The sequence below is a fragment of the Microcystis aeruginosa NIES-2549 genome, from assembly GCF_000981785.2.
Taxonomy (GTDB): domain Bacteria; phylum Cyanobacteriota; class Cyanobacteriia; order Cyanobacteriales; family Microcystaceae; genus Microcystis; species Microcystis aeruginosa_C.
The window spans coordinates 95,315-113,630 of record NZ_CP011304.1 but is presented as its reverse complement, the minus strand read 5'-3'; the positions used below and the strand labels follow the sequence as shown (position 1 = coordinate 113,630).

18 protein-coding genes and 3 pseudogenes are annotated in these 18,316 nt (G+C 40.0%); 11 read left to right on the top strand and 10 right to left on the bottom strand.

Features of this window, described 5'->3' with window-relative positions; all coding sequences use genetic code 11:
- Positions 1-259: 259 nt before the first annotated feature.
- Entirely contained in the window at positions 260-1,255 is a 996-nt protein-coding gene (locus tag myaer_RS00520; protein ID WP_046660525.1) for a hypothetical protein, read from the bottom strand.
- A 149-nt stretch (positions 1,256-1,404) separates the two neighbouring features.
- Here myaer_RS00520 and myaer_RS00515 point away from each other — a divergent pair, with 149 nt between their 5' ends.
- The 5 genes from myaer_RS00515 (at position 1,405) to myaer_RS00495 (ending at position 5,122) form a co-directional block, all read left to right on the top strand.
- Complete coding sequence (locus tag myaer_RS00515; RefSeq protein ID WP_046660524.1) at positions 1,405-1,695, top strand: YiaA/YiaB family inner membrane protein; 291 nt, start codon at positions 1,405-1,407, stop codon at positions 1,693-1,695.
- 71 nt (positions 1,696-1,766) lie between these two features.
- The gene (locus myaer_RS00510; protein WP_046660523.1) at positions 1,767-2,420 is read left to right on the top strand and encodes a Coq4 family protein; all 654 of its coding nucleotides are present in this window, start codon (positions 1,767-1,769) and stop codon (positions 2,418-2,420) included.
- A gap of 218 nt (positions 2,421-2,638) precedes the next feature.
- Positions 2,639-3,778: a SpoIID/LytB domain-containing protein gene (locus tag myaer_RS00505; protein ID WP_046660522.1), complete on the top strand. Its 1,140-nt coding sequence runs from the start codon at positions 2,639-2,641 to the stop codon at positions 3,776-3,778.
- 93 nt (positions 3,779-3,871) lie between these two features.
- Positions 3,872-4,351: a 3-hydroxyacyl-ACP dehydratase FabZ gene (gene fabZ, locus myaer_RS00500; RefSeq protein WP_002740973.1), complete on the top strand. Its 480-nt coding sequence runs from the start codon at positions 3,872-3,874 to the stop codon at positions 4,349-4,351.
- A gap of 3 nt (positions 4,352-4,354) precedes the next feature.
- Positions 4,355-5,122, top strand: coding sequence for a hypothetical protein (locus myaer_RS00495; protein ID WP_046660521.1), 768 nt, complete (start codon positions 4,355-4,357; stop codon positions 5,120-5,122).
- On the opposite strand, the gene myaer_RS00490 is transcribed toward myaer_RS00495, so the two are convergent.
- The 3 genes from myaer_RS00490 to myaer_RS00480 form a co-directional block, all read right to left on the bottom strand.
- Positions 5,119-5,583, bottom strand: coding sequence for a VOC family protein (locus tag myaer_RS00490; protein ID WP_046660520.1), 465 nt, complete (start codon positions 5,581-5,583; stop codon positions 5,119-5,121). The genes myaer_RS00495 and myaer_RS00490 overlap by 4 nt on opposite strands.
- 161 nt (positions 5,584-5,744) lie before the next feature.
- On the bottom strand, positions 5,745-6,563 hold the full coding sequence (locus tag myaer_RS00485) for a SirB1 family protein (RefSeq protein ID WP_046660519.1): 819 nt from the start codon (positions 6,561-6,563) through the stop codon (positions 5,745-5,747).
- A gap of 78 nt (positions 6,564-6,641) precedes the next feature.
- A complete protein-coding gene (locus myaer_RS00480) occupies positions 6,642-7,436 on the bottom strand; it encodes a metallophosphoesterase family protein (RefSeq protein WP_080949796.1) in 795 nt (264 codons plus the stop codon).
- Between the two features lie 643 nt (positions 7,437-8,079).
- Here myaer_RS00480 and nagA point away from each other — a divergent pair.
- Positions 8,080-9,231 (top strand): N-acetylglucosamine-6-phosphate deacetylase, encoded by a 1,152-nt coding sequence (gene nagA, locus myaer_RS00475; RefSeq protein WP_046660517.1) that lies wholly within the window; start codon positions 8,080-8,082, stop codon positions 9,229-9,231.
- On the opposite strand, the gene myaer_RS00470 is transcribed toward nagA, so the two are convergent.
- From myaer_RS00470 to myaer_RS00455, 4 genes are all read right to left on the bottom strand, one after another.
- On the bottom strand, positions 9,187-9,627 hold the full coding sequence (locus myaer_RS00470; protein ID WP_046660516.1) for a hypothetical protein: 441 nt from the start codon (positions 9,625-9,627) through the stop codon (positions 9,187-9,189). The two genes, nagA and myaer_RS00470, sit on opposite strands and share 45 nt — an antisense overlap.
- Before the next feature lie 171 nt (positions 9,628-9,798).
- The gene (locus myaer_RS00465; RefSeq protein WP_046660515.1) at positions 9,799-10,812 is read right to left on the bottom strand and encodes an aldo/keto reductase; all 1,014 of its coding nucleotides are present in this window, start codon (positions 10,810-10,812) and stop codon (positions 9,799-9,801) included.
- A gap of 221 nt (positions 10,813-11,033) precedes the next feature.
- Entirely contained in the window at positions 11,034-11,351 is a 318-nt protein-coding gene (locus tag myaer_RS00460; RefSeq protein ID WP_046660514.1) for a hypothetical protein, read from the bottom strand.
- 244 nt (positions 11,352-11,595) lie between these two features.
- Positions 11,596-12,156, bottom strand: coding sequence for a 5-formyltetrahydrofolate cyclo-ligase (locus tag myaer_RS00455; RefSeq protein ID WP_046660513.1), 561 nt, complete (start codon positions 12,154-12,156; stop codon positions 11,596-11,598).
- A 32-nt stretch (positions 12,157-12,188) separates the two neighbouring features.
- Between myaer_RS00455 and myaer_RS21805 the strand changes: the two are divergent.
- From myaer_RS21805 to tadA, 5 genes and pseudogenes are all read left to right on the top strand, one after another.
- Positions 12,189-12,257, top strand: a pseudogene (locus tag myaer_RS21805) (glutaredoxin); the annotation flags it as partial.
- A gap of 653 nt (positions 12,258-12,910) precedes the next feature.
- Positions 12,911-13,078 (top strand): annotated as a pseudogene (locus myaer_RS00445) (glutaredoxin domain-containing protein); the annotation flags it as partial.
- Between the two features lie 71 nt (positions 13,079-13,149).
- Entirely contained in the window at positions 13,150-14,139 is a 990-nt protein-coding gene (locus tag myaer_RS00440) for a transposase family protein (RefSeq protein ID WP_046660511.1), read from the top strand.
- An 85-nt stretch (positions 14,140-14,224) separates the two neighbouring features.
- Positions 14,225-14,317: pseudogene (locus myaer_RS00435) on the top strand (glutaredoxin); the annotation flags it as partial.
- Positions 14,302-14,790, top strand: coding sequence for a tRNA adenosine(34) deaminase TadA (gene tadA, locus myaer_RS00430; protein WP_046660510.1), 489 nt, complete (start codon positions 14,302-14,304; stop codon positions 14,788-14,790). The pseudogene myaer_RS00435 and the gene tadA, both read left to right, overlap by 16 nt.
- Positions 14,791-15,099: 309 nt before the next feature.
- Here the strand turns inward: tadA and myaer_RS00425 are convergent, their stop codons facing one another.
- Entirely contained in the window at positions 15,100-16,206 is a 1,107-nt protein-coding gene (locus myaer_RS00425) for a hypothetical protein (protein WP_046660509.1), read from the bottom strand.
- Positions 16,207-16,243: 37 nt separating this feature from the next.
- Complete coding sequence (locus tag myaer_RS00420; RefSeq protein ID WP_002778098.1) at positions 16,244-17,698, bottom strand: DNA methyltransferase; 1,455 nt, start codon at positions 17,696-17,698, stop codon at positions 16,244-16,246.
- Between the last annotated feature and the right edge of the window lie 618 nt (positions 17,699-18,316).

The following is an 18,316-nucleotide window of genomic DNA, read 5'->3' as shown; positions in this document are numbered from 1 at the left end:
ACAGGGTAAGCACATCTTAACAATCCTTGACAAAAGCTGCTGTCGGTTTGGGTTTCGTTCCTTGCTAACAGTATTGGTGTTACTGAATTAAGGTATGAATGCCAACTTTGCACCGCATCGAAAAGTTAGTTTGTATCTAGGTTTTAAAAATCCCACAAAAGAAGATTTATACCAAATCGGCTTTTAATATTACGACTAACTCTCGATCGAACTTCAAAAACCCAGTTATGGATTTTTTCCCCCTACTCCCCACTCCCGATTAAAATTGAATTTCACTCATATCTAGGGATAAAAAGCGATCGAGTCCTAAATACATCCAATAAATAGAGTTTGGGGATTCCTGAATAGTTTTTTGAAATCCCAAGGCTGCGGCTAATTTCTCATAATCGGGATGAATAATCAAAGTATGTAAATCGCAGAGATTAGGAAAATCTAAGGTCATTCTCTGGAGAGTTTTTTGGGCATCTTGCAGAAAAATTAAACGATATTTATCTAAATAATTAGCATCGATCATCCAACTGCGAATAAATACCGAAAGACAATTTTCATCTCCCACAGATGCCATTTTAAAAGGATCCTGTTCGTTGATCGCACTTAGATGTAAACTCTTGTTAGGAGAGGTAAAAAAATTGGCTTCCGACTCGTTTGCGGTGGGATAGAGGAGATAAAAACCGACGGGATTAAGATTATCTACCCGACGCAAAACTCGCATACCTGTGGTGTAATCTTTTGACCAACCCCGCAACAGACGAGAAATGCGATGGGGAATTGCTTCAGCATTGCGATTCATCCAGTTATAATTGCGTGTCAGCAAGTTAGCCACAGGAATCGCATCACAACGGGGATTAAATTGATCTAATTGCAATTCTACAGATGATTCCGAGCTATCAGGCTCTAAAATACCCGTAATTGGCTTGATTTTAATTCTGGTTGTGTTGCCGTCAAAAATTTTTTCAATTAAACCAAGGGCTGCTAATTTATCTAACATCATACCCGCCGATCGTTCGCTGCCCTGGTCCTGATCCTGATAAAATAAATCCGATGCTTGCCGATGGGTACAGATAATGGCAGTGGTGGGAAAAATTAACTGGGATAAAGGGGGTTTTGCCTGTCCCTCCTTGGCGATCGCATAAATCCAGAGACGCAGAAAACAAGTGGCACGCACCCGGGTTAATCCCACTCTCCCTACCAAGCGCTCGATCATTTGTTCTTGTTTTTCCCAAGAATACCAAATTTTTAGGTGTTTGCTCTCCATCTTTTTGGTCCTAGATTCTGACAACGATTATACTTGATACTTCACCCCACTTCACCCCAGTTCTCAACCCTCTCCCTACTAGATAGCACTCATTGTTGTTGCACCTCTAGAACGGACAAAATGGGTGTAGAATCATTTAGGAGACGATTATGAACGATAAAAAATACGGTACTGCTCCCAGTCATACTCAAGCGTGGATTTTTCAAACTTGGTTATCTTTTATTATTTCTATTTCCGCCACTTCTTTAGGAGTTATTTATCTACCAGTAGATCCGTGGATTAAAGGTTATTTAGGCATGGGTTTACTATTTAGCGTCGGTTCCACCATTAATTTATCAAAAACTGTCCGCGATGTCGAAGAATCTAAACGCTTAATTAATCGCATTGATGAAGCAAAGTTAGAACGGATATTGAGTCAGTACGATCCCTATAAGGAGTAGTTTTTCCCAGTTATTGGTTATCAGTTTTTTTCGATTATTCTCACTCTTTTTTCTGACTTAGGAGAGTTTATATGCTATTCACAACTAATCTAATCAGTGTGACCAAAGGAATAATTTCTCTTTTACAAAATCCCAGTAACATTATGTCTGTATATGATATTGAAGATGGCTTAAAAGAGAGTTGGTTACAGCGATTATCTTTGCAATATGTTAAAAGCGATCGAGCTACCGCTCAAATAATTGCCCAAAGATATCTAGCCGCTAGTCCCTGTTTAGAAACCCTGCTAAAACTCCCAGAAGATTCCCTGGGTTATCATTATGCTACTCACCTAATTAGTCTCAATTTTGATCCTAATTTTTATCGGTCTATTCAGGTCAATTCCGACACAGATTATCTGCTGCTTCGCCTACGGCAAACTCACGATATCTGGCATATAGTAACGGGTTTTGGTGTCGATGGCATGGGAGAATTGCAACTGAAAGCTTTTGAATTAAGTCAAACTCGTCGCCCTCTAGCTATTGTCATACTTTTAGGGGGATTATTGGGAGCTTTATTTTCTTCCCCACTTTCTTTACATTCTCTCTGGGAAGAGATTGTCATCGCCTATAATTTGGGCAAAAATACTCGACCTTTTTTAGCGCAAAAATGGGAACTAGCTTGGGAGAAATCCCTGGTAGTTTGGCGGCAAGAATTGGCGATTGTCCACTCGAACCTAGGAAATTAATTTTGCTGGACTAATTAAAATAATCGACTAAACCGAATAAATCCAGGTTAATCGGACAAAATCAGGCAATTTGCCCATTCAGGGTCCCTAGGACAGAAAAATTCTCAGACAATCGGGAAAAAGTGACAAGGGAAAAATTTTTCCGAACCGGAGTAGCAAAAAAATCCCAGTCCGGTTAAAATTGATTATCGATCGATTGTGTGAGGAGTCCGACCCCCATGACCAATAAACACACAGCCAGGCTGCTGGGTAGTTACCTGCAGCGTCTGCCTGCCCATAGCTGGCTCGTCCTAGTTTTTTGGGCTTTGATTATCGCTCCAGTCCAGGCTGCTGTCGAGTTACGCATTGCCATCAGTAAAGGTGTTAGTGCCGTCTCCGTGGGCAGTTCCACCGATGCTGTGGTGAAAGATGGGGCCGGCAGAGTCCTAGGAGAATTGACCGCCATGAATGCCCTCAATGCTAATCCCAGAGGAAAAGCGGTGGGTTTGGCCGATTGGCAGGCCAGTCAATTGATCATCGAACCGGAGAATGATGGTTACGTCTGGATTAACGATCGCTGGTATCGAGGACGAACAAGGATCATTCGGCAAGGTTCTGGGGTGACAGCCCTAAATTTAGTCGATTTAGAGGAATATCTCTATAGTGTCGTCGGTGCGGAGGCGATTCCCTCCTGGCCGCAAGAGGCCTTAAAAGCCCAATCCGTGGCGGCGCGTACCTATGCCCTCTACCAAATGAATACTTCCGGCAATCGCATCTACGATCTTGATACTACCACCCGCACCCAAGTTTATAAGGGTCTAGAAAGCGAGTTTACTAGCACCCACGAGGCGGTTAATGCCACCGCCGGGCAAATTATGAGCTTCAACGGCAAACCGATTCTAGCGGTGTTTCACTCCTCCTCTGGGGGCCATACGGAAAATGTCGAGGATGTTTGGAATTCCCCCTTACCCTACCTGCGCGGTGTCGTCGATTACGACCAAGTCGCCCCGGTATTTCAATGGTCAAAAAACTTTAGCGCCAATGAATTAGGCCGTTTAATCGGTGGTGTCGGTCGCGTGCGATCGCTATCTCCCGAAAGAACCACTCCCCACGGACGGGTGATTAGAATGCGTATAGTGGGCGATCAAGGCTCTAAATTAATCTCTGATACCCAATTACGGCGAATACTGGAGCTGCGTAGTACCCTATTCACGATTTCAGCTAATAACGGTACTTTTGCCATCAATGGTCGCGGTTTCGGTCATGGGATCGGTTTAAGTCAATGGGGCGCTTTTTCCCTCGCCGATCAAGGGGTGACTTATGACCGCATTCTCAGCCATTATTATCAAAATGCTCGTTTAACTGAAATGCCCAATTAAAAAGGCTGTCAGCCATTTCCAGTGAACTGATAACTGATAACTGATAACTGATTGTGAGATAATATCTGATCTCACTTGTAATTTTTGACTTGCATGACCATCGTTACCGAAGCCTTAACCGAGTTGGAACCAGTCATAAAAACTACCTTCACCGTCGAGGAAATTCGCCAACTACTGCCCCATCGTTATCCCTTTGCCCTGGTCGATCGGATTATTGACTATGTACCAGGTAAAAAAGCCGTTGGCCTCAAAAATGTCACGATCAACGAGCCTTTTTTTCCCGGTCATATTCCCAGTCGTCCCTTGATGCCGGGGGTGTTAATTGTTGAATCTATGGCCCAAGTGGGGGGAGTGATTTTGACGCAATTACCCGGGATGAAAGGGAAATTTTTTGCCTTCGCAGGCATTGATAAAACCCGTTTTCGTCGTCCCGTGGTGCCGGGGGATCAATTGATCATGACGGTGGAATTATTGTCCTTCAAGATGAATAAAATTGCTAAAATGCAAGGGGAAGCAAGAGTCGATGGGCAATTGGCCGCCCAGGGCGAAATGATGTTTTCCATCTTTGATTGACCTATGAATTTTGATCGAGATCGTCTCCGACAAGAACTAAATTTATTTGCTATTCTAGGGGCTTTTATCACCAATATTTTCGCTAATATTTTCCCTCTCAACGGCGAAAATATCGGGGCTATCTCGAATACAGTTTTTCAAGATGTCTTAATTATTCCCGCTAATTATGCTTTTGCTATCTGGGGATTAATCTATCTGGGTTTAATTAGTCTGGGAATTTACCAAGCTTTGGCTTTCAATAAAACTGAACCGCGTTTGCGTCGGTTAGGCTACGAATTAGCCATCGCTAGTGCTTGTCAGATTCTCTGGGTAATTCTCTTTCAATCCCGTTTTTTTGCCCTGTCTTTACTGGCAATGCTAGGCATTTTAATTTCTCTCATCCGGCTTTATCTCCGCTTAGAAATTAATCGCTTTATTGTCAATCGTAAACAGGGTTTATTAGTTAATGCTCCTATTAGTATCTATTTCGCTTGGATTACCGTAGCCACGATTGTTAACGTCGCTTCGCTGCTAGATTGGATCGACTGGCAGCGATGGGGTCTAACTGACCAAATCTGGACGGTAATAATTCTGGTTATCGGGGCAATAATCGCGATTTTAGTCGGTTTAAACCGAAAAGATCGGGCTTTTATCGGGGTTTTTATCTGGGCTTTCTTGGCGATCGCTGTTAAACATATTTCTCTGCCTCTAATTGCGGTAACGGCGATTATATTAGCGATTACCCTAACTTTTCTGGTTTTTCGCGGCAATTTTCGCCCTCTGAGTCGTTAAGATGCCGGATCACAGCGAATTTCGACGATAAAGCCATCGGGATCGTAGAAGTAAACCCCCTTACCAGTGGGCCGGGTCACGGGTCCACTAGCAATGGTAATTCCCTGACTTTGTAGCACTTCTAGGGCAAAATCGAAGCCTTCGGGGGCAATATCGAAGGCTAAATGGTTGGCACGGGTAAAAGCGATTTCCGGATTGTCGTCGGGAGGGTTTAAATCTGGTTCCCAAAATAGGTCAATTACTGTACCATCGGGGGTGATAAAATTGGCCACTTTTCCCTGAGCAACTAATTCTTTTAAGGTGGTGGGAATTTTTTCGGCCACTAATTCCTCTAAGCCTAATATTTCCCCATAAAAATGACGAGAAGCCTCCATATCTTTGACGTTGAAAGCGATATGATGGACTTTTCGCAGTTGACCGATTTTGAGTTTTTTCGTGGTTAGGTAAGGGCTAATAGTCATCTTAGTTATCATTTATCAGTAAAGGGTGGGGGGATTTTTCACTGAACAGTAATCAGTAATCAGTAATCAGTGAAAAGACAGCACTATTAATGTCATTTAATACTCCTCATTTAATACCGCTAACTGATAACTGATAACTGATAACTGATCAGGCTGGCGACTTAAGAGTTAATTTTTTGCAATAATTGTCGAATGGATTCCGCATCTTGGGCGTTGGGTAGGAGGGCAAGATAGAAGCCTAAATCCTGTTGTGCTTGGGTGAATTGTCCAATTTGATAGTAAACTAAACCTCGATCGCGCAGCTCTAGGGGATGATTAGGAATGAGCAAAAGTAGCAGATCTAGGGTCCGAATTGTCTGAGACCATTGTTGACGATTTAGGTAAATATATTTTAAATTAGTCAGCAAACGTAATAAAATTTGCTGATTGGTAGCAATATTGAGAAAATGTTCTTCTAATTTAACTGGCTGTTGATAAACTTGACTTAATCTTTCTTGACAGTCCTGTTTAAATAGGATTTCACCACCGTGAAAGGGATCGACAAAAATTTCCACTTCCTCGAAATCGGGACGGATAATAAAATGGCCCGGCATACCAATTCCTACCATGGGAAAATCGATCTGTTTGGCAATCTCTAAATAGATAATCGAGAGAGTGAGTGGGATACCCGTGCGGCGATCAATTACGTCATTTAAGTAGCTATTGCGGGGGTCATAGTAGTCTTTAGTATTACCAGTAAATTGTAAATCTTCAAACAAATATTGATTGATAATATTGACTATTTTTAAAGGATATAATCTATCGGGTAAACGTTTTTTTACCTCGTCAGCCATTAAATTTATTCTATTTAAATAGTGATCAATATTGAGGTAAGGATATTCAAAATTGGCTATTTGCAGGGCTGCCCGAGCTAGATTTATCTCAGGGTCAGGATGTTGAATTGTTTCGATGAAAGCTTGGTATAAGAGTTCAAGGGTCATTAGAAAAGGGTATAAATCAGATTATCAACTATTTTAACCGATCCTTCCGATTTTATTCTTTCTCTTTTCTGATCACCATTAAAGATTCAGCGATTTAGATGAGCTTTCCCTGGAGGAGTAGCGAGAAATCTTGTCAATATCTAGATTAACTACCGCTTTTTCTAAAGGGATCGTGCGACAATTTTTATTTTGAGCCTGCACTTGATAAACTAATTGATTTGTCCAATCTAAAGCAGTTAACCAACCACTTTGAGGATGATAAACCCCAGTTTCAATGTCTAGCCAACCGCTGCCGCGAGCTAGTTGCCCCGGTTTGACACCTGGAAAGGTAAAGGTTAAAGTATGACCTGTGATAATTAGTTTATCCTTGAAATAGGGTTGGGTCATGGTATGAAATTCATTTCTAATCCAACAAAACTGCTCGTTCGTTTGCTGTTCAAGGGGATATTCTGGGTGTACTCCCGCATGAACTAACCAAATATCTCCTAGGTCTAAATAAGCAGGTAGGGATTGAAACCAATTAATATGCTCGGCGGGTATATTGTTATTATAACTTAGTAGTGTCGCCGCCCCGCCACTCTCGATCCAGCCCGTTAACCATTTTTCAGAAACTTCTTTTCCTGCCAGAGCTTTTAAGAGCATATATTCATGATTTCCTAGCAGACATTGGTAGTTATTTTTGATGACGAAATCCACCACTTCTAAGCTCTGCTGTCCTCGATCAATTAAATCTCCCAGAAAATAAACCTCATCTTTACTATCGGGGGCAACTCGGTTTAATAGTCGCAAAAGTGTCTGAAAACTGCCATGCACATCTCCGATAATAATACGACGCGGTTCTTGAGTCTGTTTCCCGATTTTTCTAAAAAACACGCACCCCTCCCTCATCGCTAACAATACTGACATTGCTACTCTTTTATCGCTAAAAAAGTAGTTTTTATAAAGTATTAATTTTATTATAGGACAAAGCTTTCCCTCTGACAGTCACTACCTTCTAAGAACTACGGCAGAAAGGCTGTAATTGTTTTGTAAAGTATTTTGGCAATCTCTGGGCAGGGAGCGGACAGGTTATGGTATGATATTTTTATGATCAGTTTTTATATAATCGGGCTTAAGCATACAATCTTAGACGCAAAGATTCCGATTATATAAAAAAGTATCTCAAAAAAAAGCTCCCTTGTCAAGCATCATCAAAAAAAAAGTTTTTTTTTGAGATTATAATAAAAAAAAATTAGATTTCTGCTTCTATTGACAGTCACTACCTTCTAAGAACTGCGGCAGAAAGGCTGTAATTGTTTTGTAAAGTATTTTGGCAATCTCTGGGCAGGGAGCGGACAGGTTATGGTATGATATTTTTATGATCAGTTTTTATATAATCGGGCTTAAGCATATAACTTTAGACGCAAAGATTCCCATTATATAAAAAAGTATCTCAAAAAAAAGCTCCCTTGTCAAGCATCATCAAAAAAAAGTTTTTTTTTGAGATTATAATAAAAAAAATTAGTTTTCTGCTTCTATGATAACCCTAATTAACGCTAGAATTCCCGCCCATCAGGATCGACAACAAATAGAGATAAATGCTGCTGGAAAGATCGAGAGGATAACGGAGATGGGGAGAAAGACAAGAGGGGAAAAGATTATCGATATGGAAGGGGATTGGCTATCGTTGGGAGGAGTAGATTTACAGATCAACGGAGGATTAGGATTAGCATTTCCCGACTTAGAAATAACAGATCTAGAAAAATTAGATAAGATTAGCGATTATCTTTGGAATCAAGGAATTGATGGTTATCTTCCCACCCTAGTCACCACATCCGTGGAGAAATTTCAAAAATCCCTCTCAGTAATTGCCAAATATATCGAAAAACAGAAACAGGAAAATCGAGCGAGCGCGCAGGTTTTAGGAGTACATTTAGAGGGACCATTTTTAAACTATGAAAAAAGGGGGGCGCATCCAGGACAATATCTTTTAAACCCAAGTATAGAAACAGTAGATAAAATCTTTGGGGACTACTTATCGATCATAAAAATTATCACCCTAGCCCCAGAATTAGATAGTAGCGTTACGGTGATTAAATACCTAAGCGATCGAGGAATTACCGTCAGCTTAGGACATTCGCAGGCGAATCAAGAAATAGCCAAAAAAGCCTTTTTACAGGGGGCAAAAATGGTTACTCATGCCTTCAATGCCATGCCTCCTTTACACCATCGTCAACCGGGGTTATTAGGGGAAGCAATTATCAATCGCGAGGTGTATTGTGGGTTAATTGCCGATGGTCAACACATCCATCCAACTATGATAGAATTATTACTAAAAGCCAGTAATTATCATCAAGGAATTTTCTTAGTTAGTGATGCTTTAGCGCCAATCGGTTTAGGGGATGGTGTCTATCCTTGGGACGAGAGAGAAATTGAAGTTAAACAGGGAACAGCAAGACTTTTTGACGGTACTTTAGCGGGAACAACCTTACCCTTATTACAAGGAGTAGCCAATTTAGTCAACTGGGGAATATGTGATTTAGAAACGGCGATTCTTCTAGGGACAGAATCCCCCAGAAAAGCGATCGGATTAGCGGGTTTATCGGTGGGACAACCTGCCAACTTTTTGCGCTGGCAATCGGCATCAAATTGGGAAAGATTGGATTTCTGCCAGCATTTTGGCCTCTAACTGTTGAATGAGAGTATCGAGATCCACTTCGAGGCGATCAAAACATTCAGGAGGGGAAAGATCGGGTTGAAAATAAATCAATTTTACCTGACCATCACCGATAGCAACTATAGCTACTTCTTCGCTGGGATTATAGCGATAGATAATCCCAAGCATCTCTTGAATTTTGCAATTAACCTTGCGATTTAATTTCTCTAGAGCCTCCCTAGAACAACAGACAAAATGGGGCTGAGGTTTAAGATCGATGCCCAGGGTTTCTTGGGTATCTTCTCCCCATTCCGAGAGTAAACCCCACATTAAACCGGCTAATTCCCGTTGATTTTCTTGTACAAATTGATCTAATTGATAGCGCCATTGATTAGCGGGATCATCGGGGATTGGTTGTTCAAATCTCATCATTAGCCTCTTTTCAGTTATCAGTTATCAGTTATCAGTTATCAGTTATCAGTCCTTAATAAGGGGTGTGCCGATCCCCCCTTAGTCCCCCGTTAATAAGGGGTGTGGCGATCCCCCCTTAGTCCCCCCTTAATAAGGGGGGAAAGCTGACAATTTTTAACACCTACCTACTTAACGACGGTACTCATCACCGCAATCACCGATTAACTGCAATAAATCCCGGGATTTTTGTAAGACATGATCAATTTTTTGATAGTCTTGGGGGGATAATTGAAAATCGAAAATACGGGCATTTTCTTGGATATGTTCAGCAACACCCAAACGCACCCCGATAATTGCCCCGGCTACGGCTTTTTGTTCGAGAACGTAACGCACTGCCACATTAGGAATGGTGACATGATAGGAATCAGCGATCGCTTTAAGAACGGTTAATAATTCTTGGAATAATTGCCAGTTTCCCCAAGCATTGATCATGTTTTTATATTTCCGTAAACTAGCGGTATTGAGACTCATGGCATTGGGTTCGGGATGACCGAGATATTTTGCCCCTAATAAGCCTCCTGCTAGAGTACCATAGGCGAGTAGATAGATGTTATGTTCTTGGCAAAATTGCGCCATTTTGACGAGGGGACGGCGATCGATTAGAGAAAACTGGACTTGATTGGAGACTATTTTAATCCCGGCGCTGAGAATAATTTTTAAATGTTCCGTGTCGAAATTAGTCAAGGCCAGGTGTTTAATTTTGCCTTCCTGTTGTAATTCTCCTAAAAAATATAAGGCATCTAGATAATTGTTATCGCGATAATCCCACCAGTGAAACTGCAATAAATCGAGACTATCCACATCCATGCGACGCAGGGAAATAGCGATATTTTTGGCGACTATTTCCTTAGTCATTTTACCCGGACGGGGAACCCATTTAGTGAAAGCTTGCAGATTATTTAAAGCATCAATGCCCCTTTGGGCGACTAATTGACGACGAAATTCACCAATAAAATCTTCGGCTGGACCGTAATGATCGGCCAGATCCCAAGTGGTGAAACCGGCATCTAGATAGGAGAACATACTAGAGATCGCTTTTTGGGGTGCGATCGAACCATGGGCGCCTGAAACCTGCCACATTCCGTTCAAAATACGGCAAATTTCCAGATCGGGGGTAAACTGTAAGCGACGAGATTCGGACATGGGGACTTTTCAGTAAACAATAAACAGTAATCAGTGAAAAGACAGCAGAAAACTGTCATTGAATACTGCTCACTTAATATTCTATTCTCCTACTGACCACTGATCACCGATTACTGATTCAAGACAGATCGATCGTCCCTGTCCAGAAAAACGCGGCAAAGGGGAAGACCTTCGCAAAAATCTACCCCTGTTTAGGTTTTTGCTGCTCAATTTTTGCCCGGTTAATATTCCACTTCCAATCGCGCTGCGGTGACAGCATCAAAAGCGAAAGCGAGAACTATAGGCATGGGACAAGCGAGGGTGATACAGAGAATTAAAGCTGTCAGAGTCAATCCGATAGCCACTCCTAACCAAAGTTTTTCGGCAGGGGATAGACCTTTTTGGCGCTTAATGTTTTGTAACACTTTGGGGGGAATTGGTTCTGGCATCACGGCATTGGGAGGGAATGCCCAATAATTACTGTAGCGTTCGAGAAATAGCTCTGTCCAGCCGTTTTCTTGACACCATTCTTGAATCCATTGTTCGTGAAAGTGTTTCATTGCTTCCCTGTTGACTTTTTCCGGTGATTACTTTAAACATCTCCTGATGTGAATTTCATCCTAGCAAAGCTATCTTAAGGGTCGATCGGATTCAATAAAACTTAATATATGAGTAGTCGGTGGGTAAAATGTATTCTAAGATACAGTGCCAGCGAACGACTAGAACGAACCACAAAGACACAAAGGACACAAAGATCGATCGCTCCCATATAAGTTAAACCGATCACACAAAAGGAAATAATTGTTAAAAAATTTCGGTTCTCGATTCGGTACAGATTGCCTGTAATTTTTGGTCCCAAGTATCGAGGGGAAGGGTATCGAGATAGGCAAAGTCAAAGACAATCCCGATCGAGGGGATAGCTTGCCATTCGGGGGAATGTAAGAGACGATCAAAATAACCCCCCCCGTAACCTAAGCGATAACCTTGGCGATCGCAAGCAACGGCAGGAATTAACAGTAAGTCCACTTCGGCCGGTAAAATGAGAGGAGCGATCGCTGTTGGTTCGTAGATGCCATAACGATTTAATTCTAGGGGATCGTCGGCAGTCCAACAGTGCCAAGTCAGGCTATCTCCGTCACAACGGGGAAAACCCCAGCGATGGTGTTGGCAAAATAAGGAACTTAAATCCGGCTCTTGACGATAACTGAAGTAAGCGAGAATGGTTTTAGCGTGTTGAAAGAGGGGTAAAGATTGTAAATTTTTGCAAAGTTGTTGACTATTTTCTTGCCAAATATGCTTAGGAAGCGATCGTCTTTGGGTAATTAGTTGTTTGCGTAATTGGGCTTTTTTGGTAGCAGAATCCATAAAATAGAGATAAATATTTCTGTAGTCACAAGATGCTAAATCTATTTAACTCGCTTTTTGGGCGTTATAACGAGAATATCAAGGCCAATGTGGAAATTTACCTTAAATGTCGGCTTGAAGGAACTCTCGGTTTTACCTCGGAGATGAAAGGTTCCGTCAATATAAAACAGCACTTCGACAAGCTCAGTGTCCACACTTCGACACATTTCGACACATTTTGACAGGCTCAATGTAAAGGCTCAGTGACACGAAGCACAGCTAAAAATAAATGTCTAATCTCAAGAGCAAAATCTCGAATAACTTCTGAAATTGTTAATTTCATTCTAGATGCGTATTTTGAAGTGCGCTTGCTCATATTCGGAGTCATGAGCATCGGCAGTCTTTTTTCTTTTAAGGGTCTTGACATACTTACGAAAAATAGCTACTATGTGAGCATAGCGGATAGGGTAATCAACCGCTCTAAAAACCCATGTAGTCTAATCACTACAACCTCTGCACCTTGACAATCAAAGATATAGGGTTCTACTCAATAGTTCTAGTTTCTCACCTGTGAGTAGGTAAAATCTTTGTAGGAACTAGACAAAGCAGTATTTGAAGCTAACGTTTCAATTAAAGCAAATTTTGTAGAAATACAACTATCGTGGGGCGCACGAAAAGTAACGCTTGGGGAAAGAACCACCTCTGTTTTAGATAACGCAAGGAATCTAAAGTAAGTGGACTTGTTGAACCAAGAATCCCTCGCTTTTAGCGATGGGAGCGTCAAACTTGGGCAACTTGTCCCTACTGTATTCGGGCCAAATGGTTGCTGGGTTGGAAAGGAGTAAAATACACCGAATACAAGATTGATGGGGATGAAAGCGCACGTCAAGCCATGGCCGAACGGTCCAACGGTAAACGCAGTGTACCACAGATTTTTATTAATAGACCTCTCCATAATTTAATTAAATCACAATATATAGGATATAATAAAACAAATAGTAACTCAAAAAAGCCATGAAAAACTACACTTGGGAATACATTCAAAAATATCCGAAACAAACTAAAAGACTATTAGGAATTGACTACCAACAACTAGAACAACTGATGGCACTTGGAAAACTTATACATCGGAAAAACCAATCAGAAATCGAAAAAACCAAAATTAGGATTAATCAACCAGGAAGCGGAACACCTCCTAAATTATCAGAAGAGGAACAAATTGTTCTAATGTTGGTTTATTTAAGACATCATCTAAGCTTTCAAATCTTAGGACTAATATTTCAAGTGAGTGAATCAACGGCTCATAATATCTTTACCTATTGGCAAAAACTTTTTGAAGGAGAGTTACCGCCAAGTTTGTTAGAACAAATAAAGAAGTGCCAAGAAGAGGAAATAATAATTGAACAATTAAGGGATTATGAGTTGATTGTCGATAGCGCAGAACAGCCCGTGGAGAGGCCGACCGATTATCAAGAACAAAAAATATATTATTCGGGAAAGCAAAAAAGACATACTTTAAAAAGTCAATTTATTGTCTTGCCAAAAGCTGAAGATATTGTTGATGTAGTTATTGGTCAACCTGGTCCGACGAGCGACATAAAAATCTGTCGGCAAACTTTAAGCAAATTCGATTCTCAACAAACTTTTATTGGAGATAAAGCTTACCTAGGAGAAAATCAAATCAGAACTCCTGATAAAAAACCTAAGAATGGAGAATTAACCGAGAATCAAATTAAAGAAAATAAAGTTTTATCATCTCGGCGAATTTTTGTTGAGCATTTAATTCGAGTTGTCAAAGTATTTAAAGTAGTTCAAGAAAGATTTAGATTAAATAAAAGTCGATATAAATCGGTTTTACTGACCGTTTGTGGCTTAGTAAGGTTGAGAATTAGTGCGCTAATTTTAGAAGTAATAGAAGGGGAGCAATCAGGGGAAGTAATTGACGTTATAATTAGCCATAGTTTTCCGTCAAAATTGGATTTTGTCTCTTCAAACCCTGATTAATCGGTTTTGAGAGCTAATTTTGACTCTTGGTCTAATCTGCCTCTCTTCCTTGCTGTGACTGACTTATAAATTTTTGGAGAGGTCTAATAATGAACATCTCGGTGGTTGTGATGATTTGTATGCTTTGGATGGTCAGAAAAAATTAGATAATTTATTGGCTAAATGTGGGACTATCTAAAGTCTATTGATGAAAAAGCCTATGAGAAACATCGGCAATGGATGCAGTTAGCTTTAAATTTAGCGGCAACTGCGGGGGATCGGGGTGATGTACCTGTGGGAGCGGTTATCGTGGATAAACAGGGACATTTAATCGCTCAAGGGGCTAATTGCAAGGAAAAACACCATGATCCCACCGCTCACGCCGAAATTCTGGCGATTCGTGCCGCTAGTCAAGTTTTAGGCAATTGGCACTTAAATGATTGTACCCTCTACGTCACCCTCGAACCCTGTCCCATGTGTGCTGGGGCAATCATTCAGGCTAGGCTAGGATTATTAGTGTACGGTGCTGACGATCCCAAAACAGGAGTTATCCGCACTGTGGCTAATTTGATTGATAGTCCTTTTTCTAACCATCGTTTACCAGTAATCGCGGGAATTTTAGCCAAGGAATCCGGGGAATTATTACAAACATGGTTTGAGAAAAAAAGATGAGAAAAATTTGAGTAATTCTCGGGACGGTTTATTGCATCAGACTCTCAATTAAAAAAAACATTGACTAATCGCAGTGTTGAGTTTTTTTCGCAGCAATTTTTACCATAAATAATAGTTATTCTTTACTCAATGTTGAGGTTAATTCTCTGGTCAAATATGACAAAAAGATGCTTAACTGTAATTTATTTAATTCTCATAATTTCACGGGATCAAGTGATTAAACTTAGACGACTCTATACATCTCTTTCACCAGACGCACTCTACCAGATCGGCTCTCGCTGTTGTTCATAGTTCCCAAGAGAAAGCAACTTATTTCACAACAAAAATTACATCTGATAATGCACTAAATGTTTGTGGCTTACCAGGATAACGAAAATCTATTGTTAGAGCGGATATTGTCTTTGATCTGAAATCAGCAAGAAAAGAATTTATCGCAGGTGCTAAAATATCGAGATTTCTTTTGAGCTTCCAAGAATTTGAGAAGTCCCTCGTATCAATCAAGACAAGAAATAAACGATTTTCTGAACCAAAACGCATTTCTCCTTGATTTTCATATAACCACTTAATTAGTGTTCTTGGATTTTGCTGTGTTTCACCAACAATCGATAGATTCTGAGACTTTAGTTGGTTTAAAACATCTAAAGATAAATCGTCATCTCTATCTTTTAATTTTTCAGTTATCTCGTAGTAAAGATCAGAAGGTTTTGCCGATTTATCAAAGGTTATCGCAAGCTCTCGTGCTTTCTGCTTAAGAAACGTGAGTTCTACAGGAAGACCTTTCTCTCTCCTCTTTAACTTTAGGTATTCTGCGGGAAAATATGTAACCTTTAGATCAAAAGGCAAGTTTTGAATAAAGAAATCTACACTTTTAATTTGTCCAACAGTAGGTAAAACAGATGGATGAGATTTGAAGAGATGTTCAATTAAAATACTAGACCAATGATTATACCAACTATTCAACACATAACCCTGAACAGCACGATTTATCTCTTTTTCAAATTTAGATATTAATACATCGTAAGATGAAATTGCCTTTACATAATGAGTTACCAAATATTTATCTAAAGAGTTCTGATAATCTCCTCCCCACTCAAATGTTTTCAACTTATACAACTCAGAAACTAACGCTTCCTGATTTAAGCATTGTAATTGTTGTGTATTTTTCTCTCTAATGTAAGCATCTAATTTTCGATGTGCTTCGGTTGGATTATCCTTCAATAGAGAGAATAGCTCTTCAAACTGCCCATTCAAGCTAGTAGAAATTAAATTCAGGGAGAATCTCTCAGTGAATTCTAATAACAACTCCCTTCTTACAATTGATTTGATCTTCAGCCATAACTGACCAGTAGAGTCAGTGTTGAACTCTAATAAATTATTGCCGTCATGTAGTTTTTTCCAATAAGTGAAATCTTTCATAATCAATTCTTAAAGCTTTTATTTATCTTGTCAAATTTCATGGTTCCAAACCCACTTTTGGTAGTGAAGCTGACCATCCTGGGATTTCATCTAGCCTATGCTGGAACTTAATATTGAATCTCTTTTTAACAAGTACAAGAACATAATCTGTCTTTAACCCGCCTTTCCTATTATCCTGAACTACCGAATTTGCAGAGTATTCCATAGGGAAAGTACCGACAAAGTTTAAATCAGAACTGTTTTCGAGAACCTCTAGAAACCTCCAGCTTTGCTTATCGCGCGCATTAAAATACATTAAGAATATTCCCTCATCAGTAAGGACACGACTCGCTTCATTGATGAATAGTTTCATCTGTTTAATATATTCATCTTTCTTTTTGTTTCTTTCCTTGGCATTAGAAACAATGATCTCTTTTTCAAAACATACTTTCTCATTTAAGATAGAATTCCACATCTCGCTTAACTCAAGGTAGGGAATCCTATCACTATGAGGTGGATCGGTACAAATTAGCTTTATGGTTTTCTCAGGTATGGTTTTCATCACGCTCAAGCAATCCTCATTAAGAATCAAGGCACCTTGAGTACTTTCTAAAAGCCTGTTTATCGACTCGCATTGTGGATGTTCACGTCTGCCAATGTTAAGCAAAGTCTTGTGTAATTTGTTGGCTCTACTTTCAAAACAATTCCAAACATTGATCTCAAAGTGTAAGTGCGGTCGCCAGTAACCAATAACCCAGCTTCCAACTTCAATCTTATTAGAAACTTGTTTCTTAGCTTTCCCTCTATTAGTAATTGCAAACACCATAGATGACATTTGCCCCGAGGAGGAAGTAAGAGTTAACAAGAAAGCTCGTTTAAGCGTATCAGGAAGTGTTTTTACTTCATCGAGTATCAGATCAATATTATGTAAAGACCTGCTAGTAAATAAATCATAGATGGACATCTGGTTGTTAGAATTAATTCTAGAGTTTGTGAAAAAAATTGCCTCTCTAATATTACGAACTGAATACTGAGAAAACGAGTTGAAATTTTCCCAATCAAACTCATTTGGTTCGATTTCAATTCTACTTCTACCTACCTCTGGTTTAATCCATATCTTTGAGAGGTTTTTGCCATTCCATAGGTAATGAGATGCAATCTTTCCATTACTGGTACGGTATGTATCATTAATTTTCTGCTTGATATTAGTTTCAACACTCTTGAAAGTCTCACGAAATGATGTGGCTTCTGGCAGCTCTAATAGAAACTTTGTGTGTTCAACTGAAAATGGATTAATATCAATTCCAATAAACCTTCTTTTCTGAGATAAACATTCTCGGCTAATTAGACCTGAACCTAAAAAAGGATCAAGAACTATATCAGTGATACTTGTATAGTTTTGTATAAAAAAAGAAATGCTCTCGGTCGGCTTCTTACCCCAATATTTGTGGAATGAGTACAAACCTTTATATGTATCAGGATTGCTAATATCTTTGACGGTTGTTGCAGCCATAGGGAACTTTATGTTGATTGCTATATCTAGGGTATTATATAAGTTTTCATTCTTGGCTACACTACTTGTAGTCCACATACTTGAAGGGCAAGCACTCTAAATGCCTAGTAGCTGTGGTTTATGCTTACCGCCCAACTATTGATTATACAGAAACTTGACCGATAACAATCCTCAGAGTAAGGATATGTGGAAACTTTGAGCATATCACCCCGTTTTGGCGTGATCGAGCCGAACTTTTCCCTATATCAAACTCAGAAGCCTGTTAGCTAGATTAGCGTACTGCAAACAACGTCCTTTAGCTGGATTCCTGACAATCAGCTGAAATAACATAAGCTTTTTTCCTGCGGGTATAGCACCGATTCTTCGATCTGACTGCGCTTCGTAACAAAAATTTACAACGGTCTAGTTAGGCTGCCGTCGCTATTGGTTTTTAATTAGGGCTGGCTGAATAAATCTAAAAACCTTGTTGGATAAAACTTTTAGACTTTTTTCCCATCAAAAAGTTCCGGGACTGGGAGTGATCGGGGGGAAAATTCAGGTACTTTTTCCCTGAAAATTAGGTAATTGACCCCCTCAAAATCGGTAAAACCCTACACCCGTTCGGACTTCGGCGTGAGA